This window comes from Candidatus Blochmannia sp. SNP (assembly GCF_036549215.1).
Lineage (GTDB): Bacteria > Pseudomonadota > Gammaproteobacteria > Enterobacterales > Enterobacteriaceae > Blochmanniella.
The window spans coordinates 593,949-620,228 of the sequence record NZ_CP144371.1 but is presented as its reverse complement, the minus strand read 5'-3'; the positions used below and the strand labels follow the sequence as shown (position 1 = coordinate 620,228).

General features: G+C 28.1%; 18 protein-coding genes. 14 read left to right on the top strand and 4 right to left on the bottom strand.

Annotated features, from left to right (window positions below; translation table 11 throughout):
- The first annotated feature begins 346 nt into the window (after positions 1 to 346).
- From prfB to recC, 6 genes are all read left to right on the top strand, one after another.
- Positions 347 to 1,454, top strand: a protein-coding gene (prfB, locus tag VOI34_RS02550; protein ID WP_331828302.1) for a peptide chain release factor 2 whose coding sequence is annotated in 2 segments (ribosomal slippage) — positions 347 to 400 and positions 402 to 1,454 — 1,107 coding nt in all. Because the reading frame shifts where the segments join, the coding sequence is not laid out codon by codon here.
- The gene (gene lysS / locus VOI34_RS02545) at positions 1,454 to 2,980 is read left to right on the top strand and encodes a lysine--tRNA ligase (RefSeq protein WP_331828301.1); all 1,527 of its coding nucleotides are present in this window, start codon (positions 1,454 to 1,456) and stop codon (positions 2,978 to 2,980) included. The genes prfB and lysS overlap by 1 nt, the downstream gene beginning before the upstream one ends.
- A gap of 216 nt (positions 2,981 to 3,196) precedes the next feature.
- On the top strand, positions 3,197 to 4,465 hold the full coding sequence (gene lysA / locus VOI34_RS02540) for a diaminopimelate decarboxylase (RefSeq protein WP_331828300.1): 1,269 nt from the start codon (positions 3,197 to 3,199) through the stop codon (positions 4,463 to 4,465).
- Between the two features lie 652 nt (positions 4,466 to 5,117).
- A complete protein-coding gene (rppH, locus tag VOI34_RS02535) occupies positions 5,118 to 5,594 on the top strand; it encodes an RNA pyrophosphohydrolase (protein WP_331828299.1) in 477 nt (158 codons plus the stop codon).
- A gap of 196 nt (positions 5,595 to 5,790) precedes the next feature.
- Positions 5,791 to 6,648 (top strand): prolipoprotein diacylglyceryl transferase, encoded by an 858-nt coding sequence (gene lgt / locus VOI34_RS02530; RefSeq protein ID WP_331828735.1) that lies wholly within the window; start codon positions 5,791 to 5,793, stop codon positions 6,646 to 6,648.
- An 86-nt stretch (positions 6,649 to 6,734) separates the two neighbouring features.
- Positions 6,735 to 10,130, top strand: coding sequence for an exodeoxyribonuclease V subunit gamma (recC, locus tag VOI34_RS02525; protein ID WP_331828298.1), 3,396 nt, complete (start codon positions 6,735 to 6,737; stop codon positions 10,128 to 10,130).
- A gap of 116 nt (positions 10,131 to 10,246) precedes the next feature.
- Here the strand turns inward: recC and recD are convergent, their stop codons facing one another.
- The 4 genes from recD to map all read right to left on the bottom strand — a co-directional run bounded on the left by recD (position 10,247) and on the right by map (position 18,236).
- Positions 10,247 to 12,163 (bottom strand): exodeoxyribonuclease V subunit alpha, encoded by a 1,917-nt coding sequence (gene recD, locus VOI34_RS02520; protein ID WP_331828297.1) that lies wholly within the window; start codon positions 12,161 to 12,163, stop codon positions 10,247 to 10,249.
- A gap of 310 nt (positions 12,164 to 12,473) precedes the next feature.
- Complete coding sequence (gene recB / locus VOI34_RS02515) at positions 12,474 to 16,004, bottom strand: exodeoxyribonuclease V subunit beta (RefSeq protein WP_331828296.1); 3,531 nt, start codon at positions 16,002 to 16,004, stop codon at positions 12,474 to 12,476.
- Positions 16,005 to 16,239: 235 nt separating this feature from the next.
- A complete protein-coding gene (dapD, locus tag VOI34_RS02510) occupies positions 16,240 to 17,064 on the bottom strand; it encodes a 2,3,4,5-tetrahydropyridine-2,6-dicarboxylate N-succinyltransferase (RefSeq protein ID WP_331828295.1) in 825 nt (274 codons plus the stop codon).
- A 377-nt stretch (positions 17,065 to 17,441) separates the two neighbouring features.
- On the bottom strand, positions 17,442 to 18,236 hold the full coding sequence (gene map / locus VOI34_RS02505) for a type I methionyl aminopeptidase (RefSeq protein WP_331828294.1): 795 nt from the start codon (positions 18,234 to 18,236) through the stop codon (positions 17,442 to 17,444).
- A gap of 327 nt (positions 18,237 to 18,563) precedes the next feature.
- Between map and rpsB the strand changes: the two genes are divergently transcribed.
- The 8 genes from rpsB to rseP all read left to right on the top strand — a co-directional run bounded on the left by rpsB (position 18,564) and on the right by rseP (position 26,235).
- On the top strand, positions 18,564 to 19,247 hold the full coding sequence (gene rpsB, locus VOI34_RS02500; protein ID WP_331828293.1) for a 30S ribosomal protein S2: 684 nt from the start codon (positions 18,564 to 18,566) through the stop codon (positions 19,245 to 19,247).
- A gap of 96 nt (positions 19,248 to 19,343) precedes the next feature.
- Positions 19,344 to 20,150, top strand: a complete 807-nt coding sequence (gene tsf, locus VOI34_RS02495) for a translation elongation factor Ts (protein WP_443092757.1) — start codon at positions 19,344 to 19,346, stop codon at positions 20,148 to 20,150.
- Between the two features lie 220 nt (positions 20,151 to 20,370).
- Positions 20,371 to 21,096 carry a UMP kinase gene (gene pyrH / locus VOI34_RS02490; protein ID WP_331828291.1) on the top strand — a complete coding sequence of 242 codons (726 nt, stop codon included), beginning with the start codon at positions 20,371 to 20,373 and terminating at the stop codon, positions 21,094 to 21,096.
- An 82-nt stretch (positions 21,097 to 21,178) separates the two neighbouring features.
- On the top strand, positions 21,179 to 21,745 hold the full coding sequence (frr, locus tag VOI34_RS02485) for a ribosome recycling factor (RefSeq protein WP_331828290.1): 567 nt from the start codon (positions 21,179 to 21,181) through the stop codon (positions 21,743 to 21,745).
- A gap of 94 nt (positions 21,746 to 21,839) precedes the next feature.
- The gene (gene ispC / locus VOI34_RS02480) at positions 21,840 to 23,033 is read left to right on the top strand and encodes a 1-deoxy-D-xylulose-5-phosphate reductoisomerase (RefSeq protein WP_331828289.1); all 1,194 of its coding nucleotides are present in this window, start codon (positions 21,840 to 21,842) and stop codon (positions 23,031 to 23,033) included.
- A 156-nt stretch (positions 23,034 to 23,189) separates the two neighbouring features.
- Entirely contained in the window at positions 23,190 to 23,942 is a 753-nt protein-coding gene (gene uppS, locus VOI34_RS02475; protein ID WP_331828288.1) for a polyprenyl diphosphate synthase, read from the top strand.
- 31 nt (positions 23,943 to 23,973) lie between these two features.
- Entirely contained in the window at positions 23,974 to 24,834 is an 861-nt protein-coding gene (locus tag VOI34_RS02470; RefSeq protein ID WP_331828287.1) for a phosphatidate cytidylyltransferase, read from the top strand.
- A gap of 27 nt (positions 24,835 to 24,861) precedes the next feature.
- A complete protein-coding gene (rseP, locus tag VOI34_RS02465; RefSeq protein WP_331828286.1) occupies positions 24,862 to 26,235 on the top strand; it encodes a sigma E protease regulator RseP in 1,374 nt (457 codons plus the stop codon).
- The last annotated feature ends 45 nt before the right edge of the window (positions 26,236 to 26,280 follow it).

The following is a 26,280-nucleotide window of genomic DNA, read 5'->3' as shown; positions in this document are numbered from 1 at the left end:
TTTTTAGCTTTATATAACTATTTAAATAAAAATGTATATATATATGATAATAATTAAAAAATGCTATTTTATTGATTACATATATAATTATTAAAAATGTTACCTAATATAAAACAAATAAAAAATATAGACATAGTCTATATGCATTGCGTTAAAACTATATAATAAATTCAAATAAACTATAATTAAAGATTAAACTAATTTTATATGATAAGATATCGTGATATGAATATATCTTTATATATGTATATCAAAATTTTTATTTAATTATATTGTATTATTCTACATATACATATGTAGAATAATACAATATAAAACCCATACACTTTAAGGAACAAAATTTTTTATGATAGATGTAAAACTTATTAAACAACATATTCAACTCATGTTAAATAGAATATTTAAATTTAAGGATGATTTTTGACTATAATTCCAAAAAAAAACGTTTAACAATAATTAACGCCAAATTAAAATCATCTGATATTTGGAAAAACCCTAAAACAGCAAAACTTCTCAATCAACAATCTTCTTCCTTAAAAATTTTTATTAACATTATTGATCAACTTTATAAAAGCTTAGTGGATTTAAATGATCTACTAGAATTAACAGAAGAATGTGACAATCACCTAATTTCTGAAATTCACGATCAATTAATTGCTTCAGAACGTAAATTATCTCAATTGGAGATTAGTCGTATGTTTATAGGAAAATATGACCATGCTAATTGCTATGTCGATATTCAATCAGGATCTGGAGGTATAGAAGCACAAGATTGGGCAGGTATGTTATTGCGTATGTATTTACGGTGGATGGATCATAAAGGTTTCATAACTGACATTACTGAAGAATCAACAGGAGAGATAACTGGAATAAAATCCGCTACTGTTCAGGTTATTGGGCCGTACGCATACGGCTGGTTACATACTGAATCTGGTGTGCACAGACTAGTACGTAAAAGTCCTTTTGATTCTGCTAGAAAACGTCATACTTCATTTGCTTCCGTATTTGTATACCCAGAATTGGATGATAGCATCAATATTCACATTCGCCCAGAAGATCTACGTTGTGATGTCTACCGAGCATCTGGAGCAGGAGGTCAACATGTTAATCGTACAGAATCTGCGGTACGCATCACACATATACCAACAAATACCGTTACTCAGTGCCAAAGTGATCGCTCGCAACATAAAAATAAAAACCAAGCAATGAAACAATTAAAAGCCAAATTATATGAACTTGAATTACAAAAAAAAAATTATGAAAAAAAAATTAGAGAAGATAATAAAGTAAATATTACTTGGGGCAATCAAATACGATCTTATATTTTAGATAATTCTAGAGTTAAAGATTTACGTACTGGTTTTGAAAAACGTAATATCAAAGCTGTTTTAGATGGAGATTTAGATGATTTCATACAAATTAGTATCAAAAAATATTCTAAGCGAGATTTATAATGCCTAAATACGTACACTCAAAACACCAACTATATCAAAAATTGAATATTGATGATGAATTAAGTATTCGTCAAAAAAAATTATCAAAAATTCGCGAAAAAGGTATAGCGTTTCCAAATGATTTTCGTCGTAATTCTAGTTCTAATCAATTACATAAAAAATACAAACATACATCTAACTCAGAATTAATACAATTAAGCATTGAAGTAAATATAGCAGGCCGCATAATAAGTCAACGTATTATGGGAAAAGCATCTTTTATAACTTTGCAGGACGCTGATGGTTGCATTCAATTGTATATTACTGCTAATTCGTTAGCAACGAATGTATATAAAGAGAATATAAAACAATGGGATCTAGGAGATATATTAGGAGCACGCGGCACATTATTTAGAACACGTACTGGAGAACTATCGATACATTGTAAAGAAATTAGATTATTAACTAAATCATTACGTCCATTACCAGATAAATTTCATGGTTTGAATAATCAAGAAACAAAATATCGTCAAAGATATTTAGATTTAATTATTAATGAAGACACAAGAGAACTATTTAAAATACGTTCTCTAATTATTTACGAAATACGTCAGTTTATGGAAAAAAATAATTTTATGGAAGTAGAAACGCCAATGATGCACACAATTGCGGGAGGGGCTATAGCAAGTCCTTTTATTACACATCATAATAAATTAGGAATAGATATATATCTACGTATTGCTCCAGAATTATATTTAAAAAAACTAGTGATAGGTGGCTTCGAGCGAATATTTGAAATAAATCGTAACTTTCGTAACGAAGGCATATCCTCATATCACAATCCTGAATTCACAATGATGGAGATATACATGGCTTATGCTGATTACCGTGATATAATCATATTAGTACAAAATTTACTACGTTCAGTAACACAGCGAGTGCTAGGTAGTAACATGGTTCATTATGGAAATTATGAATTGGACTTTAATAATCCTTTTGCTCAAATGAGCATAAAAGAAGCAATTTGTTATTACCTACCAGAAACTAAATCCCAAAATATAGACGATATATATACCGCTATTTCTATAGCAAAATCATTTGGAATTACAATCAATAATTACTGGACATTAAATAAAATACACATGGTTATTTTTGAAGAAATAGTAGAAAAAAAAATAATTCAACCAACCTGTATTACTTCTTATCCAATAGAAATATCTCCATTAGCACGTCGCAACGATAATGATCCAAAACTTGCTGATCGTTTTGAGCTCTTCATTGCTGGAAAAGAAATAGGAAATGGTTTTTCAGAGTTAAATGATCCAGAAGATCAAAAGGAACGTTTTTTAAAACAAGCAGAAGAAAAAAAAGATAACAAAAATAATAACATTCATATAAATTATGATGAAGATTATTTAATTGCGTTAGAATACGGATTACCCCCTACAGCTGGTATTGGAATAGGCATCGATCGTTTGATAATGTTATTGACTAATAAGCATACTATTCGTGATGTAATTTTGTTTCCTACACTTCGTCCAAAATAAAATCTTTATACTTTCCAGTATATGACCAAAAAAATTATTATAATACTACATAATATATTTGGGATTTCGTATTTATTAAAAACTAAATAATATTAATTAATTAATTAAATTTTAATAATACAGATCTATGTTCTCATTACATTTAACTATATTCAGTGATAAAATTTTGAAATATTTTAATACTAAATCATATCTTAATGAAATAATAAATATAACATGACACATAATATCCTTACTCAAATGAATATCCTTAACCATAAAAGCTTAATAAAATTACATCAAAAATATAAAGGCCCAGTATGGGTATATGATGCATCAGTCATAATTAATCGTATTACACAATTAAAACAATTTGATATTATACGATTTGCTCAAAAATCTTGTTCTAATATTCATATTCTACGATTAATGCACAGTCATAGAGTTAAAGTAGATGCTGTTTCTTTAGGAGAAATCGAGCGAGCATTATTAGCTGGTTTTAACACAGGAAAACAAAGTGACGAAATAGTTTTTACTGCTGATATTTTAGAAAAAGAAACATTATTTAGAATATTAGAATTGAATATCACTGTTAATGTAGGGTCAATAGATATGCTAACGCAATTGGGGGCTTATTCTCCTGGACATAAAATATGGTTACGTATTAATCCTGGATTTGGACACGGACATAGTCAAAAAACTAATACTGGAGGAGAAAATAGCAAACATGGTATTTGGCATGAAGATATACTAACTGCTCTCTCTCATATCTATCGTTATAATCTACAGCTAGTTGGGCTTCACATGCATATTGGTTCTGGAGTGCATTATAGCCACTTATCTAAAGTATGTAATGCCATGGCCCAACAAATATTGAAATATAAAATAGATATACAGGTTATTTCTGCTGGAGGAGGGTTAACAATACCGTATCAATATAATGATACGGTATTGAATGTAAATCATTATTTTCATTTATGGGATGATGCAAGAAAACGCATTAGCCAACATTTAGGACATACAGTAAAATTAGAAATAGAACCTGGTCGCTTTCTTGTTGCTGAATCAGGAATATTAATTACACAAATTAGAGCAGTAAAAGAAATGGGTCGTCGTCACTTTATATTAATAGATGCAGGATATAATGATCTAATGCGTCCAGTAATGTACGGTAGTTACCATCGTATTTCATTAATACCTGGGGATTATCGAAATATTGCTTTAGAAGCACTACGCGATACCGTTGTTGGAGGTCCATTATGTGAATCTGGAGATGTTTTTACACAAAACATGAACGGAACAATATTAACACGTAAATTGCCTTATTCAGCAAAAGTAGGGGATTATTTAATATTTCACGACACCGGAGCATACGGTGCTTCAATGTCCTCCAACTACAATTCCCGCCCATTATTACCAGAAGTCCTATTTGAAAATGGACAAATGCGCCAAATTCGCCGAAAGCAAAAGTTAGAAGATTTATTGATGTTAGAAATAACAGAATAAATTTTATATAAAAAGTCTTTTAATTATTAGATAATGTTATTACTTATTAATAAATATTAATATCATGCAAATTTTTAATACACTTAATTTAATTTAATAACTTAATCCTTTAAAACTTCAATTTAATGAAACTAACATTTCACTGATCTTATTTTAATTATATTTAACAATAGCTCCTTACTACATGAATTTTTTAAATAAAAATAGTAAACTGTAAAATACAGTATATACATTTCATATATTTTTGAACTTTCTTATTGAAATAACAATTAATTATTATCATTAATAATTTTTATAAAATGTATACCTACGCATTTTATTAAATTTTTTAATAATATTCATTGTCTAAATAACAAATCTAATTTAACAAATATCGAATTTTAACTAAATATTTTATAAAAGTCATTAATTAATTAAGCATATAAAACTATATTCAAAATTCTTGAATTAAACTTAATTACAAGATAGCATATGATATGTATATTTGGTTATGTGATGATAGTATTTATTGATAAATAATATATTACATACATGATCATTATATAATTAAATAAAAATTTATAATATCTATCTTGTTTTATATGACGTAACCACACATTTTCATAATATCTATTAAATTAATAAAACATTTTAATAAAACTGAGGAAATCTAGTGATTGACAGTAATGGTTATCGATTAAATGTTGGGATTGTACTATGTAATACTCATGAGCAGGTATTATGGGCTCGAAGATGTAAACAACATTATTGTTGGCAATTTCCTCAAGGCGGAATTAACATCGGCGAAACGCCAGAACAAGCAATGTACAGAGAGCTATTTGAAGAAATAGGATTAAATTATCAAGATGTATGCATTTTATCTTCTACACAAGATTGGATACGTTACAAATTACCTAAACAATTAATTCGCTGGAAAATTAGACCAATTTGTTTTGGACAAAAACAAAAATGGTTTTTATTAAAGCTTCTATCTCAGGATACGAGAATCAACATAAAAAATAATAAAGATTACACATTTGATAGTTGGCAATGGGTTAGCTTGTGGTATCCTATACGCCGTGTTGTATTTTTTAAAAGAAATGTATATAGAAAAGTAATGCAAGAATTTGTCAATAGGATAATATCCTAAAATTAGGATTATCATATGTTCTAAAAATAAAATATCATCAAGTATATTTAATAAAAAATTAAATGAACTTTCCATTAAAAACACATATGAATATAAATTAAATTTTTATTAATTTTATATAATCTCGATATTGTTGTAGTTGAGCGCCGACTCAAATAATAAATATGTTCCAGAACGTTATAATATATCATCAAATATGCAGTATCTTTGTTATCACTCATGTAATCCAGTAATTTTTACAATCGGACCTATTTCATTACATTGGTATGGTATGATGTATGGATTGGGTTTTATTTATGCTATGTACTCATTATTATATCGAGCACGGCATTCTAATAATATTTCATGGACTGAAAAAGACATAGAATATTTATTATGTTTATGCTTTTTCGGCGTTGTACTGGGCGGACGTATTGGATATGTATTATTTTATCAATGGTCTTTTTTCACTCAAAATTTACTGTGGATTTTTAATATATGGGAAGGAGGTATGTCTTTTCATGGTGGTTTAATAGGAGTAATTATATCAATTATATGGTTTTCTTATAAAAAACATTTGACTTTTTTCCAAGTATCAGACTTTATAATTCCAGCAGTGCCATTTGGCCTGGGCCTAGGCAGATTGGGAAATTTTATTAATGAAGAATTATGGGGCCGAATAGCCATTGATATTCCTTGGGCTATGTTATTCCCTAATTCTATATATCAAGATTTGTTAATACTACCAGATCACCCTGAATGGCAATTACTATTTGATAGCTATGGCGCGCTGCCTCGCCATCCATCTCAATTATATGAAATGTTTTTAGAAGGAATAATCTTATTTATTATCATAAACAAATTCATTCGTAAACCACGTCCTGTGGGTAGCGTATCTGGATTATTTCTGATTTTTTATGGTCTATTTCGCATTATAGCAGAATTTTTTCGTCAGCCTGATAGTCATTTAGGATTAATTTACAACATAGCCACTATGGGTCAAATTTTATCGTTTCCTATGATCATATCTGGAATAATTATAATCTATATTTCTTTTAAAGGCTATCGCATATAATTAAAAATTACAATAAATAAAACTAAACATCATGTATTAGAAATATATATAAATATATTTTCTTTACTTTAATAATTTATAAATTAATGCTTATTATTTATCATTCTAACCAGGCGAATTTATTCAAAAAACTATTAATTAGTATCATGTCGAATAAATTATTATCTAATCCAATGCAATCTGAAATAATATTAACAGAACATAGTATTATAGATCAATGGATACAAATAGAACTAGCCAACCACTTTGGTATCGCATGCAACATCACATTTATGACTTTAACATCTTTTATACAAAACATTGTTGATAACGTAACACCTAACGGTTCCATAGTAAATAATTTTTCTCGTTCCATTATGTATTGGAAATTTATGAAAATATTGTCTCAAACAAAAATCAAAAAAAATTGCCCTATTATAGAAAAATATCTAAATCATGATGTAAATCAACAAAAAATCAGTCAATTTTCTGAACAACTTGTTGATCTATTTACTCAATATTTAATATATCGTCCAGATTGGCTAAATAGTTGGCAATCTAATAAAATTATAGATTATTTAGATAATACACATCAAATTTGGCAATCAAAAATATGGCGTTGTTTCCTGGAAAATACACAATGTAATCAGCAAGAACCAAACAGTAATATTAATCCTTTACAACACTGTATCTATGTTCTTAAAAATTTAAAAAAAATAAATTGGAATCTACCAAGTAGAATATTTATCTTTGGAATAACATCCATACCTCCTATATATTTTAAAATTTTAAAATTTTTAAGTTACCACATTGATATTTATTTATGGTTTATAAATCCTTATTATCATAATCCTAACGATACGTCTGACCAAAATTCATATGGTAGAACACAACAAGCAAACCAATTATATAATAATAATTCATTATACTCATCTTCATCTGTTTCTACTCGTATTTATAGCCGCAATAATCATGCTAACATAAATCATCCTTTATTAAATTCATGGAGCAATACTGCTCGTAACACCTTGTTTCTATTTACTCAATTAACAGATAAAATTGAACTAAAATCATTTGTCATCCCTAAAAAAGATTCTGTACTTCACATTGTACAGAAAGATATCTTAGAATTTTATAATTACAAAACCAATATACAAACTGACGATAATATTCCAATACCAAAACCCCGTCAGAGATATATTTTACCACCAGCAGATCAATCAATTACTTGTCATATTTGCCATAGTGTTCAACGAGAAATAGAAGTATTACATAACACTTTACTGTTAATGATTACAAATGATCCATTGTTGACTCCAGGAGATATCATAGTTATGGCTTCTGATATACATCGTTATGAACCAGCAATTCAAACTGTATTCAATAGCATACAAGGTCGACACTTACCATTTAATATTGGAGATAAGCATAAAAAAAATATACATCCAATTATATCAACTTTTCTCAATATACTTAAGATATCATCTAGTAGATTTACCTCTGAAGAAATTTTATCATTTTTAACAGTACCATCTATTGCTGCTCGGTTTAACATGAATAAAGAAAAAATTGAATTATTGAGCCAATGGATAGTTAAATCTGGTATTAGATGGGGGCTTGACAATTTCACCATGCATAACTTTAATTTTCCTGTTACTAATCAAAATACTTGGAATTTTGGATTAACTCGAATGTTACTAGGTTATGCTATAAAAGACCAAAATAAAATATGGGAGAAAATTCTCCCATATGACGATATTACAATCAGAGAACATACTAATATTATTGGTCAATTAGGAGAATTTTTAAAAACATTAAAAAAGTGGAGAGATCGATTGAATCACCCTTACACTCTAAAAAAATGGAAATTTTATTTTAAAGAAATAATTGATGATTTTTTTTATCACGATCATCTAGATTCAAAGAATAATAAAATTTTACTTTTATTAAAGGATTGCTGCAGAAATATATTAGAATCAGGCATACAAGCAGAATATACTCAAACTATTAGTATAACAGCTTTACGAGAAAAATTATGTTATAAATTACATCAAAATAAAATAATACATCGATTTATACCAAATGTAATTAATTTTTGTGATATTACTCCAGCTTTCTGTATTCCTTGTAAAGTAGTCTGTTTTTTAGGTATGAATGATAATTTATTTCCTCGCAATACAATACTGCCAGACTTTAACTTAATAGCTAAAAATCCACGGAAAAATGATAATAACATATATGAAAAAGATTGCTATTCATTTTTACTAGCATTTTTAATAGCTCAAGAACGAATATATATTAGCTTCATTGAACATTCAATGTATGACAATACCATAAATTATCCTTCTGCGTTAATTAATGAACTTTTTGAATATATTGCTTTAAATTTTTATTTAAAAGAACATAAAAATATAGAAATAGATATTAATATAAAATATATACGTCAACGCTTATGCCAATGGCACAATCCATTTCCTTTTTCTCCTGAAAATTTCAATCCTGACAATGACAAACAGAGTTTTGCCAAAGAATGGCTGCCCACACTAAATATTAATACACCTAACTCTCGAGCGATTTACCCAAATTTCAATACTTCACTTCCCCATTACGCCATAAAAAAAATAATATTTCAAGATTTATATAATTTTTATCGCCATCCAGTACGCATGTGGTTTCAAAAACGTTTAAACGTGTATTTTGATCAAAATACATCAAAATTACTAAATGATGAACCTTTCTCTGTAGATGGATTAAATCGATATGAAGTAAATACAAAATTAACTAATTACTTAATCTATGATAAAAATATTGATGAATTATATTATAGTATATATGCTTCTGGAATTTTACCTTACGGCGCATTTGGAGAATTATATTGGGCGAAACAACACTCAAAAATGAGAATATTGGCAAATCAAATAAAAGAACACCATTATATCGAAAAATATAATTTAGATATTTCTTTGGTATTTGATACGATTGAACTAGTTGGACAATTAACTACAGTTCAAAAAAATGGATTAATACGTTGGAAAGCTCAATATCTTTCCATGAAAGATATATTATTATTATGGTTAGAGCACGTAACATATTGTGCTATAGGCGGAAAAGGAGATAGTAGACTATTTGGTGTTGATGATGTATGGCATTTTCCTAATTTCTCAAAATCGCATGCAAAAAAATTGTTACTAATTTTAGTATTAGGTTACTGTACTGGGGTAAATACACCAGTACTATTATTATATCAGTCTGGAGGGGCTTGGATGAATCATGTATTTGACTGGAATACTAAAAAAATATCCTCAAATCCTTCTTGTCAAAAAGAAGCGTGTCGAAAACTAATACAAATTTGGAAAGGTACTAAATATTCCCTGTTTAGAGAGAGCTACGACCCTTATTTACGTAAAATTATTCCATTTGACTTAAATGAAGAACACATGGCTAAAATTACCGCAACTGCAGAACATTATTTTTTCAATTTTATGAAATATAGAATAATATAACAACTCAAAATATATAATGTACTAATGAAAATATGCTTAAAAAATCCTAAGTTTCTATACATTAGATCGCATATATAACCACATAATAAACTCTATAAATAAAATCACAAAAAAATTTAATTTATCGCATCATCATATGATATTACGTGCTCTTTTATTCTATCGTATAATCCACTATAACGTTTTGTGACAAGATTAATACTATGTATAATTACATGATCTGTTGCATATAAAAAAAGACACTGACGAGATCTAGTAACAGCAGTATATAGTAATTCTCGTGTTAATATTGGCGTGTGTTTATTAGGCAATACTATTGCAATATATTTAAACTCAGACCCTTGTGATTTGTGTATAGTCATAGCAAAACAAGTTTCATGTTCTGGTAATTGATATAGCTGCACAACTTTTACTTTATCTTCCGGTAAAATAAAATATGCAGATAATTTATTTTGATCATTTAGTAGCAATACTCCAACATCTCCATTACATAATCCTAAAGATGGTTTGTTACGTAATATAATAATAGGCCTACCTATATAGTTACCAGAATTGTTTAATTTAATTAATCCTTTCTCACTTAATATTTTCTCAATATAATAATTAATTCTTATCACACCAAATGGACCATCACGTAATGCACACAATATTCGGTAATGATTAAAAAATTCTAAAATGTTTATTTTAGACATTTGAGTATGTTGTAATTTTTGTAAATAATTAGAATATTCCATTGCGCAATTAACAATCATATTCACATAGCTTTCTTTCCCTACAACATAGATATAATACAAATCCTTATGTGTGTTTGAAGTCAATAATGATAAAACACGATTATAATCTCCCAAATTTATAGCATCAGCCAATTGGCTAATTCCTGATCGTTCACTAAATCGATAATTTTTCTTCAGTATACACATACCATCAATAATACTATTATAATTACAATGTGTAAACGACTCAGAATAAGATACAATGGGCAATTCATAACCTGTAAAAGTTACAATTTCTTGATAACGTTTATAAGAGTATTGAAAACTAGCGAATTGACATATATCTTTAAACACAGATCCGGGTTCTACTGGATATAATTGATATTGATCACCAAAAAAAATAACTCTTGTTTGAGGTGAAAGTATCAAAAATAACTGAGCAAACATAGATAAGCTGACCATAGAAGCTTCATCAATAACCAAAAGATCTAAGTGCATGAGATTTAAGCAATCATATTGAATATTTTGATTATATAATTGTGTTCCTAATAAACTATGTAAAGTAGTAGCTTTTTCCGGTAAATTATGTAAACAAGTTTTATCTAATTGTAAGATATTATTTATATTTATTTTAAAATATTCAGTTAAAAGAGTTGCTGCTTTTCCTGTTGGAGCAATCATTTTTATTTTTAAGTCATTACGATTGCTACATAGCAATAGCGCCGCTACTATTTTAGCTATAATTGATGTTTTTCCAGTACCAGGTCCTCCAGAAATTAGTGCTCTTTGATGTGTTATTCCAATAGCAGTAGCTATTTTATGCCAATCAATTTCTGTGTAAATTATAGGAAATAATTGGTTTAACACAGAAATTATTTTTTCTTTTTTCAGAATATTTGACTGATATTTATAATTAAAAAATTGAGCAACTATGCACTCATCTTTCCACATGTGATATAAATACAAACGCTTATTTTCTAACACTAACGGAGTAACCTCCGATCCATCGCTAACTGCAGAACAAGAAAGTAATAACTCTTGCCAATCATCTATCGATAATTTTCCTAATTTTTTATGTATTACATAGGCTAATTCAGGATGATTTCCTTGAAATAATCTATCAAAAGTAATTAAACACAAAGGTAAACAAACATGGCCAAATCTAACGTGAGCACTTAATGTCGCGCCAGCTAATATTAATGCTTCTTTTATATTATATCTATTGTTATCAGAAATAGGCAGAGTTAACATATCAGAAAACTGTATATCTAATGTATTCCACAACCCTAATTTTAAGGCTCTTTTAGTAATATCTTTCATTCATAAAAAATCATAAAATTTATCTTATTATAATTAATAATATTACATTATTATGTTAATTATCAAAAAATTATGCGCTTTTAATCAAAACAACTATGAATTTTTAATTTCATATCGATAATCTATATGCTTTTATAATTCAGTGACTTATTGTACATAATTACATTATAAATACATTATTTCACCCTTAAAATGAATAAAGATGTTAATTTTTATAAAATTTCATATCACATTTAATTTATTTATATAAAAATGTACTTTTTTTAATTTCTTGTGATAATTAAATATTACGTATATAACGCTATTTTAATTATCCTTTAAAAAATAGATTATCTAATTTACTAATAAATATTGATAATGGACGGGAAAAATAAATACCATTACTAAATGGTGTGCCATCCATTCCTCGTATAAATAAATAATACACCCCTCCAAAGTCTTTTTCATAATCATAAGATATAAGTTTATTACGTAAGAAACGATGCAACGCTAAAGTATAAAGTTGATATTGCAACTCATAACGACGTTTAATCATTTCTTGTTCTATTTTAGAACAAACGTAAGAATTATTGTTCGTTCCTAACCAATTAGTTTTGTAATCCAACAAATAATATCGATGATTCCAATAAAAAATTAAATCAATAAAACCTTGCAACATTCCTGTTAGTCCTGAAAAATCAAGCGATTCAGATTTACGTGATAAAGGATCGTAACATTTGCATAAACGATCTAATGCTTGTGGTGTTAAATATGTATTAATGGGTAAATAAAATTTAAACTCAGTTTTCTTATTTTCATCAATTATCTGTGAAAGAGTCAAATTTTCATTATCAAGTGGAGTATTGAGTATTATATATATCCACTCTCGAATGACATATTTCCAAATAGGATCGATGTTATATCTTTCCATATGTATGCGTAACCATTTCATATCTACAAATTTTCTAAAATCTAAAACTTCAAAAATACTATGAAAAAAACTCCCGCACACTTTTCCTTTAGGAAAAGTGTGCGGGGTTAATAAAATATCATTGTCCTGAAATTGAATATCTTCATTAAAATTTAATTGTTTCTGATAATCTAAACATGTTTCAACACCAATATTTTTTAATGCACTAAAACTTGTGATACTCCATGGAGTATAATTTTCAGATACCTTCCATTTTTTTGCAGATAAAAATTGATTAGGCATAATAGATGGTGCATAAGAACACGGTTTTTGAAGTTGTGGGATAACACAAAAAGAAATATCACCATTTGAACAAAAACTTAACCTTTTTAAATTTTTCTTTAATGTTTCTATATTGCCAGATTTTTTTTTTTGAATTAAATATCCCAAAGCACTATGGTGTAAATCATTGATATTAGATTTCTTTTTATATCTACGTATTATTGAACCAACACCTATAGAGCAATGATAAATACTACGAGTTACTGCTACATATAATAATCTTAAATCTTCTGACAAACGCTCTTCGTCTGCCAATATTAAATTCGATTCTGATATATTAAAATCTAAATAAGCTTCATATGATTTCCTGTCATGATAAAAAAAATTTTTTTTATAATTAAAATCTGCTGCAAACGGTAAAAATATTAATGGAAATTCTAATCCCTTAGATTTATGTATTGTACTAATTTTTATTGATTGATGGTCATTACTTAATCGTAAGGTTTGGTCAGATATCCTCTTATTTTTTGGGTGTGTTATTTTTAATATTAACCACTCTATAAGAGCGTACTCATCTTGTAGTTGTATTGAAACATTTTGCAATAACTCACCTAAATGTAAAATATTTACTAAACCAATTTCACCTCCTTGTATAGATAATAATTTCTCTGGTACCTTGTAGAAAAAAATTATTTTTTGTATCATTGAATACACACCTTGTTTTTTCCAAATTGAATGGTATTCAACAAATTCTTCAAGTACTTGCTCCCATTTAGATTCATTATTATTAATTTTTTCAATTTCAGTTGCATTTAACCCAAAAAAAACAGTTGTTAAAGCAGTACAAATTACATGCCGCTTTGGAAATAAAATTGCTCTTAACAATAATAATAATTCATAAGATTCTATTGTTTCAAAAATACTTTTAGGATTAGATAAAAATACTGTTGATATGTTTACTTGAGACAAAGCAACACGGATAAGCGATGCTTCTTCATGATTTCGTACTAATACAGCTATATCTGATATTTTTAATTTTCTTTTATGATTTTCGTCCTCCAACCAAGCCGTCCCATTATGTATTTCGTGTAATAAATTACATAAGACAGTAGCACATTCCTTCGCCATTGCTTGTTTATAGTCATCTATTGTAATTAAATTAGCGGGATGTACCCAAAAACACATAGATGTTTGTAATTGATTATTGATCACAAATCGATACATACTATTTTTACTAGCCGCTACCGAAGGAATAAAAGGAATATCTTCAAAAATAAATGGATTAGGTACAAATTGAAATAATTGATTAACAGCATTAACTATACCTGATGATGAACGCCAATTAATATTGAGATGATATTTATTGTATATTGTTCGGCGTATTTTCATATATGCAAATATATCTGCTCCACGAAAAGCATAAATTGATTGCTTGGGATCTCCTATTAAAATAAGACCGTTTTTTGAATAATTACTATATAATATATGAAAGATTTTAAATTGCTGCTGATCTGTATCTTGAAATTCATCAATAATTGTTACTGGATAACGTGCACGTATTGTACATGCTAATTTATTTCCTTTATCTTTAATTAAACTAGTAACTAAAACATTAATAAGATCGTTAAAAGTGATATCCGATCTTAAATGTTGGGTGTCATTTAGATTATTACGCACTTCATTTATTGCGATATTAAATATTAGTGCTTTAAATAATGACAACTGCTTATACAATTTTTCTATAGTATGAAACAAAAAATATACATGACTAGATCTATGATCATTATGTATTTTTAACTCTGTCTCTCTAAAGCGCTTTAGCTCATTAGGTATAATGTGATTAATTGTTGGTTGTTCAGCCCATTGATTAATTATATTTATCCAACGCATTAGATTTTTTTCGTTATATATTCTACGATTAATATTATAAGTATGAATAACAACAATTATATTACTTTTATTTTCACTCCATTTCTTTTTAATAGTATTAATATAAACTAAGATCTGTTCATAATAAGTTATAATATTTTTTTTTTCTTCATACTCATCATAGTCATGAAAATTGGGTCTAGATCCGTAAATATAAGGAAAAATATCATTTAAAAGAGCATTTGGATCATTCCAATATTCTTTAATTAAGCTTACTATATTTAATGGAAGCACATAAAAATTCTGTCTCCAAAAATCAGTACACACCTGTTGATATAATGTGGTTTCATTATCAACGATATTTGTATTAAACAACATATTTAATTCAATTGTATTATGATTTAGAATATTTTGGCAAAAACTATGGATAGTAAATATAGATGCTTGATTAATTTTTTTTTCTGCTTCAGATAATTGATTTATAGCTACACTCCTATTACATATTTTTGATAATAATTTAGAAAACAAAAAATTATTACTACATCCACGTATACAATCTAATCGAAATTGACGAATATTTTCTCTTATTCGATAACGCAATTCTTGTGCTGCAGATTGAGTAAAGGTAACTACAAGGATTTCTTCTACTGTTAAAGGCCGGGAAAAATCTGATTTACTCCCCAAACATAATAACAACCTAAGATAAATTATTATCAGTGTATATGTTTTACCAGTTCCTGCTGAAGCTTCAATTAAATTCATTCCACACAAAGGCAATTCTAAAGCATTTAAGCTATACATAGTCTATAACCTCATCATACTTAAACATAACTAAAGCTATTTAATATGATTAAAAACCATATTGTTATAGATAGTATTGACTTGAAATATAATATATTTTTCAAAAAACCATTTATGAAATTAATTATCAATCAATTTATATATATAAATAAAACAAAAAACTAAAATTTAATTTAAATAGAAAATATAAATAACACCCCCATAACGTCAAATCTGAAATAAAAAAATTATTTTATTAATATGTATCACGCAATAACTCATTGATCTTAACTTTATCTTTAGTTTTAGAATCTACTGTTTTTACTATTACTGCACAATAAGTATTAACACGACCATCTTTAGACGGCAAACTACCAGGAACTACAACTGAACCAGATGGAACACGCCCATAATATATATTCCCGCTATCTCGATCATATATTTTAGTACTTTGTCCTATAAATACTCCCATAGAAATTACAGCTCCTTTTTCAACAATCACACCTTCGACAATTTCGGAACGAGACCCAATAAAACAATTATCCTCAATAATAGTTGGATTAGTTTGAATTGGCTCTAAAACTCCTCCAATACCAACGCCTCCAGATAAATGGACATACTTTCCAATCTGTGCACAAGATCCAACTGTAGCCCAAGTATCAATCATGGTTCCCGTATCAATATAAGCACCAATATTAATATAAGAAGGCATAATTACTGTATTATCAGCAATATAAGCACCATAACGTACAGTAGCTGGTGGAATGACCCGAAATTTTTTATTTTGAAAATGTGTAGCAGCCCATCCAGAAAATTTCATAGGAAACTTATCAAAAAAACGACCATCGCCCCAAGTTATCAATTTATTATCTAAAGTATAAAATGACAGAAGAATTGCCTTTTTTAACCATTGATAAGTAACCCACCTATTATTAATTTTTTCTGATACACGTAATTTACCACTATCTAATCCATCTATAATTTCACAAACAGCATCTCTGATAGTACAATCAATATTATCTTTTAAAATATATTCTTTTTTATCAAAAACGCTTTCTATTATTTTTTGTAACTGATTCATGTATTTTACATCCATGACACATAATGTATTAAAAAATCTTATTTTTTAATAACTTTAAAACATAATTTCTTTGTTTACCTATATAGTATACTATAAATTTACACTAAACATATCTGCAATTTTAGTTATATCCTAGATTAAAAAATCTTTCCATATTTTATAAGTACATGCATAACTTTAATTTCTAACCTAATCACATTATCATTTATATTTATTAAATAACATACATTATTAACAAATTTATCCAGAAATACACACATATAAATTTCTGTATATATATCTGTAATATTGCACTTGTTCCAATTAATCTATTCATTATAATTTATAATATATTGATTTAAAAATTTTTAACATAAAATATATATATATATATACTATTAACTATAATGTCTAATAATAGACGGTAAAGATTCATCAGAACGTAACGTTAAGACTTCACATCCATTTTCTGTAATAACAATAGTATGCTCATATTGCGCGGACAAATTATGATCTCTTGTTTTTACTGTCCATCCATCATTTTCAGTATAAATATGACGACTGCCTGCATTTACCATAGGTTCTATTGTTAACGTCATTCCAGATTGTAATATAATACCTTCATCGTCAGCATCATAATGTAATACATGAGGAGCTTCATGAAAAAATTTCCCAATTCCATGTCCGCAATATTCTCTTACTATTGAAAAGTTTTGTTTCTCCACAAATCTTTGAATAGATTGACCTACACGTTTCAAACGTATCCCTGGTTTAATCATGTGAATTGCCAAATAAAGACTTTTTTGAGTAGCTTGACATAAGTCAAATCCCAATTTTGTTGATTGACCAACGATAAACATTTTAGAAGTATCAGCATATAAACCATCTTTAATTACTGTAACATCAATATTTACAATATCGCCTTCTTTTAATTTATGTAAATCATTTGGAATTCCATGACATACTACATCATTAATTGATGTACAAATAGATTTAGGAAACCCATGATAACCAAGAGGAGCAGAAATAGCATGTTGTATTTTCGTAATATAATGGTGACAAATTGTATCTAATTTTCCAGTACTAATTCCAGGTTGAATATAGGGCTCAATCATTTCTAATACTTCTGCGGCTAATTTTCCAGCAATTCGCATTTTTTCTATATCTTCAGATGTTTTAATAATAATCGCCATAATATATAATTACAGATTTAATATTGATGAATATGCAACATCCCAACATTTCTATTATATGATAGAATACACAAAACAATTTTCTGAATGAAAATAAATTACATTAAATGAAACCCCTTATTTATAACTATCAGTAGTAAATAAATATATTTTATTACAAAATATCTATTAACTATTTCCCTGTTTTATTCTATTGTAAAAATTATTCTTCGTTCCTAACCTATTAAGTTAATTATAACATGTACAATACAATCTATCTATGTTTAGATACCAACAATTATCAATATTATAAATAATATATTTAACAGTCAACCGAGGTGCGTAATAATGGAAAAACTTTCTATACGTGACATGCTTCAAGCTGGTGTTCATTTTGGTCACCAAACTCGTTATTGGAACCCTAAAATGAAACCTTTTATTTTTGGCGTTCGTAATAAAATACATATTATTAATTTAGAAACAACTATATTAATGTTTAAACAAGCTTTAGTTGAATTAAATAAAATTGCCTCATTAAAGGGAAAAATTTTATTTGTAGGTACCAAACGCGCAGCCAGTGAAGCCATTAAAAAAACAGCGCTTGCCTGTAATCAATTTTTTGTCAATCATCGTTGGTTAGGGGGAATGTTAACCAATTGGAAGACAGTACGCCAATCTATAAAACGTCTAAAAGACTTAGAAATTCAATCTCAAGATGGTACTTTTAAAAAATTAACCAAAAAAGAAGCATTAATATTAAATCGCGAGCTTGTTAATTTAGAAAATAGTTTGGGAGGTATTAAAAACATGGGCGGGTTGCCAGATGCAATTTTTGCTGTCGGCGCAACACATGAACATATTGCTATAAAAGAAGCAAATAGTTTAGGCATTCCAGTCTTTGCAATCGTTGATACAAATTCTAATCCAGATGCAATAGACTTTATTATTCCAGGTAACGATGATGCCATACGTGCTATTAATCTATATTTAGATATAATCTCTAATGTAATACATGTAGATCGTGCTCAATAATTAATAATAATAGCTACACACAAATTATGTTGATCATAAAACGTGTAGAATCATATATACTCTATCTAATATGATGATATTACTATGGAAAAAAAAATAATTAACATTAATAATGACTTAATTAAAGAATTACGTAAACGTACTAGCATTGGTATTCTAGAATGTAAACAAGCTCTAATCAAAGCCAATGGAAATATTGAATTAGCCATAGACAATATGAGAAAATCTGGCCTAAAAACTGCTTCTAAAAAATCTGGACGCATAACATCATCAGGCTTAATCGCAGTAGAAACTACATCCAATAGACAATACGGTGTTATGATAGAAATAAATTGTGAAACTGATTTTGTAGCCAAAGATAGTACTTTTCAAGAATTCGTTAAAACTGTTAAAATTACAGCATTAAATGAAAAAATTAACAATATTGATATATTAAAAACTAGATTTGAAGAACAACGTTCCAATATAATTTCAAAAGTTGGAGAAAATATAAATATTCGTAGAATTATTGTATTAACAGGTAATTTTTTAGGATCTTATGTACATGGCTCTAAAATTGGGGTAATAGTAAACGTTAGTGGCGATGTGACTGCAGATTTAGTTAAACATATTGCTATGCACATCGCAGCGAAAAACCCCAAATACATTAATGTAGACGATATCCCTAAAAATGTAATGGTTCGTGAATACCATATTCAAATGGATATTGCCATAAACTCTGGAAAATCATATAAAATTGCAGAAAAAATAACTGAAGGGCGTATGAATAAATTTTTAAATGACGTTGTATTAATAAAACAAAACTTCATAATGGATATTAACAAAACAATAGAACAATTATTAACTGAGTATCATATCAAAATTAATAATTTTGCTCGTTTTGAATTAGGCGAGAATATATAAATTAATATTTAATAATTATTAATATACAACATTTAATTACTTAATTACAACAGATGATCATGAATTTTTGAAGTAGATATATTCAATATTTTAAGAATAGAAATTGTATTAATTACATTAATCAATCAGAATAATTATTGACATACATATTTTACTTTAATAACTTAACTGAGTTAACGCCTGCTTCTATTTATACCATTTTTTGTGAGGAATATAATTAATGGTAACTCACACAAAACCAATTTATCGGCGTATCGTGCTTAAAATGAGCGGAGAAGCTCTACAAGGTACCGAAGGTTTTGGAATAGATACCACTGTATTAAATCGGATGGTTATAGAAGTTAAAGAACTAGTAACCATAGGCGTGCAAATTGGTATAGTTATGGGAGGAGGTAATCTGTTTCGTGGCACTGGATTAGCTAAAGCTGGTATCAATCGAATAGTTGGAGACCATATTGGGATGTTAGCAACTATAATGAATGGATTAGCTATGAGAAGCGCATTACATCGTGCTTATGTTCATTCCCATTTAATGTCAGCTATTCCACTAAGTGGGGTATGTGATCATTATAATTGGGTAAAGGCTATTAATTTATTGTCTAATAATTGGGTAGTAATTTTTGCTGCTGGCACTGGCAATCCCTTGTTTACTACTGATTCTGCAGCTTGTTTACGCGGTATTGAAGTTAAAGCAGATGTAGTACTTAAAGCAACTAAAGTAGATGGCGTATTTTCTACTGATCCCATTCAACATCCTGATGCCACACTATATGAACAATTAAGTTACCGAGATGTATTAGAGCGTGAGTTGAAAGTTATGGATTTAACCGCATTTACATTAGCACGAGAACATAACTTACCAATACATATATTTAACATCAATAAACTTGGAGCATTAAAAAGAATAATAATGGGATATAAAGAAGGAACTTTAATAACCAAATAATTTAAAAAATTTGCTAAAATTAAATATAAAATTTACATAAATTTACTTTTTAATATAACAATATAAAACAGAGATATATGATGTGATGAATACAATTAATAACATTCAAACAAATTCAGAAACAGATATGAAAAAATGCATCAAAAACTTTAAAGTAAATATAAATAATATTCACATAGGTCGTATTTCTCCAAATATGTTAAATAATATCCGAATAGATTACTATGGAACACCAACTCCATTATCCCAATTAGCAAATGCAATAGCAAAAAACTCGCGTACATTAGCTATTACTGTTTTCGATCATAAAACAATTAAATCAATAGAAAAAGCTATTTTTATGTCTAATTTAGGATTAATTCCTGTTTCTAATGGTAATATTATTCAAGTTACATTACCTTCATTAACTGAAGAACGTCGTCATACTTTAATAAAAATGGTACGAACTGAAGCAGAAAAAAGCAAAATATCCGTAAGAAATATACGTCGTATTGCTAATGATAAAATCAAAATTTTGATTAAAAACAAAGAGATTAATGAAGATGAAGAGTATGATTTTCAAAACAAAATTCAAAAATTAACCAATATTTGGATTAAAGAAATTGATATTATCTTAATAAAAAAAGAATCAGAATTAATGAAATTTTAAATATTAAATTATAAGCTATATACAACCCTGTGTACGTGAACAACAAACATAAATTTTTAATTCATATATTCTATAAATACTATGGCTTACGAACATGCAATCTTTAACAATTCTAGGTAGCACCGGGTCTATTGGAAAGGCTACCATTTCCGTAATACAACAACACCCCGATAAGTTTTTTGTATACGCATTAATAGCTAAAAATAATGTTTCCGTAATGACAGAACAGTGTATAATGATGCACCCTAAATTTGCATGTATGATATGTGAAGATTCTGCAAAAATATTGAAAAAAAATTTAATCACAGCCGGGAAACATGATATTGAAGTACTATCTGGATCAATAAGTGCCTGTGAATTAACAGCAATTGATAATGTTGATATGGTTATGTCGGCTATAGTTGGAATTGCTGGATTAAAACCTACTTTTTCTGCATTACGTGCTGGCAAAAAAATATTATTAGCAAATAAAGAGATTTTAGTTACTTGTGGAAAATTATTTATGCAAGAATCTAGACAATACCATTCATGTATACTACCTATAGATAGTGAGCATAATGCAATTTTTCAAAATTTACCAATGACATGTCAAAAAAATTTAGGACATTTATCTTTATCTGAGTATGGCGTCTCTCGTATCGTATTAACCGCATCTGGAGGAATTTTTTTTAAAATACCACAAGAAAAATTAACCACAATAACACCAGAACAAGCTTGTGTTCATCCCAATTGGTCTATGGGGCGTAAAATATCAGTAGATTCTGCTACCATGATGAATAAAGGATTAGAATATATAGAAGCACGCCATCTATTTAACGCAACACCTAATGAAATAGAAATCTTATTGCACCCACAATCTATTGTCCACGCTATGGTATACTATGAAGATGGAAACATCCTAGCACATTTAGCTCCTCCAGACATGACAGTTCCTATTGCATATGCAATGGCTTATCCTAATAGAATTAAACTGAAAACCTTATCTAATATAAACGTAGATTGTCTTAACAAATTATCTTTTGAACAATTAGATAGTCAAAAGTACCCGTGCTTGCAATTAGCAATAGACGCTGATAATTGTAGTCAAGCAGCGACTATTATTTTAAACGCAGCAAATGAGGTTGCCGTAGAAGCATTTTTAAATAGAATGATTTCCTTCACTGAAATTCCTGATATTATTCGTTATGTACTTGATGAAATAAACTTAAATGATCCTAATGATATAGAAGATGTTTTATATATTGATCAAAAAGCTCGTGAAAAAGCGACATCAATATGTATTGTATGATAACCGATGTGGTCTTGAACAAATTATCATATTATTACACTTTTAATGATATAAAATTATGTAGAAATTTAATCCGCTTATAATTATTAGCGTTTATTTTTTATAAGTAATATTTTTATTTAACATATAATTATTTAGTTTGGAAAATAAATAAGTGTGACATTATCTCAACATAACCAAGGCCTTAGCACTTTTTCATCTGATTTGTTACCACGCCACGTCGCCATTATCATGGATGGTAATGGCCGTTGGGCAAAAACACGGGGGAAATTACGTATCATTGGGCATCAAGCTGGATTTAGTGCAGTTCGACGCGCTGTTCATTTTGCTGTTAATTATAGATTTGATGCGTTAACTCTATATGCATTTAGTAGCGAAAATTGGAAACGGCCCGATAAAGAAATTGATTCCTTAATGCAATTATTCGATCAGGCGCTGAATAGCGAAATCGATGCTCTACATAAGAATAACATTAAACTACAAGTCATCGGAGATACTAATCGATTTACTATTAAATTACAAAAAAATATACGCCGTTCTGAAAAACTAACCTCTAAAAATAGTGGATTAAAACTTAATATTGCTGCAAATTACGGAGGACGATGGGATATCATTCAAGGAGTAAAACAACTTGCCATACAAGTACAAAAAGGAATATTAAGTCCTAACCAAATTGACGAAGATACTTTATGCAGATATGTGTGTATGCATGAATTAGCCCCAGTAGATTTAGTGATCCGAACAGGAGGGGAACATCGTATTAGTAATTTTTTACTTTGGCAAATAGCGTATGCTGAATTATTTTTTACGGATGTATTATGGCCTGATTTTAATGATATTACATTTAAAAGAGCATTAAATACTTTTATGAAACGAGAGCGGCGATTTGGGAACAGCGCATCTATTTAGTTTAAACAAAACATAAAAATAAGGAAAATATGTGTTAAGAAATCGTTTAATTAGTATGTTTATCTTGATTCCTATTACTATTTCTATAATATTTTTGTTACCTATTATACAGTTCTCAATTATTGTATCTATTATCTGTCTAATTAGTGCATGGGAATGGGGCAAAATAATGCAGTTCCCCATTTATATACACCGAACGTGGGTATGTATTATTTTTGGATTATTGTGTGCTATAACAATGATTATGACATTTCAAAATTATTTATGTGTTAGCAACTGGTGTATTTTTTGGTATATTTTTAGCAGCATTATCATCATGTGGTGGATATTAGCATTTATATTAATATTGTCTTATCCTAATTCAGCTAATTTCTGGAAAAAATCTAACATATTGCAGTTTTTTTTCGGAATACTAACAATTTTACCATTTTTTTGGGGAACATTAACATTGCATCAGTTTTATCATATCAATAATAACATTATTGGGAAATGGTATTTACTATACATTATAATGTTAGTCTGGATTAATGATTCAAGTGCATATGTCATTGGAAAAACATTAGGGAAACATAAATTATTAAAAACTGTATCTCCTAAAAAAACCTGGGAAGGATTTATTGGAGGTATGCTAATATCAATAGGCGTTGCTTGGTTATTCATAGAATATATACCAATAAATATTATAAACCCATCTATCATATTTATTTATTCTATAATCGCAATTATAGCTTCTATAATAGGAGACTTAACTGAAAGTATGTTTAAACGAGAATCTGGTATAAAAGATAGCGGCAATATAATCCCTGGACATGGGGGAATATTAGATCGTATTGATAGCTTAGTTGCTGCAGTCCCAATTTTTACTTGTCTGATATTATTAAGTCAATATTAATAATTAAAAATAGAATGCATAAAAATCATGTTATTACATTTTTTTTGGAATTTAGCTTCATTTGTCCTTGCATTAGGAATACTTATCACAATCCATGAATATGGACATTTTATAGCAGCACGGATTTTAAAAGTAAAAGTAGAAAGATTTTCTATAGGATTTGGTCCCATTTTATGGAGTCGGCGTGACTCAAATGATACTGAATACGCGATTTCCGCTATTCCTTTTGGCGGGTATGTAAAATTATATAATACACAAGACACATCAATCTATTGCAATCAAGAAAATAATAATGCTTTTAATTGCCAACATATTTGGAAAAAAAGTATTATCGTAGCCTCAGGACCTATTTTTAATTTTATTTTCTCTGTTGTATCATATGTAATAATTTTTATAATAGGGGTACCTGTATATAAGCCAATAATACATTCTGTCATACCCAATTCTATTATTGCTCAATCAGGCATACAGTCTGGTGTAGAAATTACATCAATTAACAATATTCAAACGCATGATTGGGATTCAGTCCGATTAGAAATTTTCAATAGCGTAGGTAAGGAAAAACTTCTTATCTCTACAACATCAACAAATAATACGTGTATTAAAACCTATATCATTAATTTATCTCGTAACTGGTTTAACAATCTTACTAATACAAAAGACCCCATAATAACATTAGGTATTCTTCCTTTTAATACAAACATTGTCCCAATCTTATCCGGAATAAAACCTAATTCTTCCGCACAACAAGCTGGTTTAAAAATTGGAGATAAAATTATATCGATCGACGATCAATTAATACATCACTGGGAATCAGTTACTACAGCTATTAAAAATAACCCAGAAAAAAATTTTAAAATTTCTGTGGAACGGAAAAATAAAATACTTCACTTAAATTTAACACCAAACAAAAAAAATCTGATTCATTCTGATAAAGCAGAAGATATTATAGGTATTTTACCAAAGATTATTAGTGACATCCCAGCAGAATATTATACAATCCATCGATATAGCTTGTATGCAGCTATATTACAAGCCTTCAAAAAAACTTGGAGATTAATGTATCTAACAACTAACACATTATTTAAATTAATTGCTGGAGATATTAAAATAACCCACCTTGGAGGACCGATCGCAATAGCAAAAGGAGCAGGAGAATCAGCTCAATCTGGACTAATCTATTATTTCATGTTTTTATCGTTAATCAGTATCAATTTAGGAATTGTCAATTTATTACCTTTTCCAACATTAGATGGCGGGCACCTGTTTTTTTTTATAATAGAGAAAATAAAAGGAAAAGAAATATCAAAAAAAATACAAAACTTTGGTTATATCATCGGATCTATTATACTCATATTAATAATGTGTTTAGCATTTTTAAACGATATATCCAGATTATAGTAATAATAAATATAATTGAATTAAAAAATTAAAATAATAATAATA